At 61.8% G+C, this 422-nt stretch carries 1 protein-coding gene; it reads right to left on the reverse strand.

Annotated features, from left to right (window positions below):
- Positions 1–62: 62 nt before the first annotated feature.
- Positions 63–422, reverse strand: a 360-nt coding sequence (locus C1J01_RS48715) for a VWA-like domain-containing protein (RefSeq protein ID WP_235855177.1), incomplete at its 5' end; no start/stop codon positions are given.

Raw genomic sequence — 422 nt, forward strand, 5'->3', positions numbered from 1 at the left:
GCGGAACACCCACCAACCGATGCCGGAGCAAAGAAATGCCCCGGGATGGCCCGGGGCAATGGTCAGACGATGACCTCGATGCAATCGCCGAATGGCGGGGTATGGATTCTGCGCAACGGTGTGGTTGAGGCCCACAGCACCGGATACTCCGGCGGCACTTCGGGGAACGTGCCATACATGTCCGTCAGATAGGCGAGAAACGCCGGCCGAAAGCCCTGTTCCTCCACCCACTCGAACGGCGGTGCGAAGCAGGTACCGCCGCCGCCTTTCACAGGCGCCAGTTCAAGCGCATCACCGGGCTCGAACACCTGCACCTGCGTGACACGCGCGTCACAGTCGATGACGATCAGCCGCGATGGCTTCACTTCATCGAAAACGCGGTGGATCTCGGATGCGAACTGGCGTTGCGTTTCATCGAACAC

It is taken from the genome of Nonomuraea aridisoli (assembly GCF_003236395.1).
Lineage (GTDB): Bacteria > Actinomycetota > Actinomycetes > Streptosporangiales > Streptosporangiaceae > Nonomuraea > Nonomuraea aridisoli.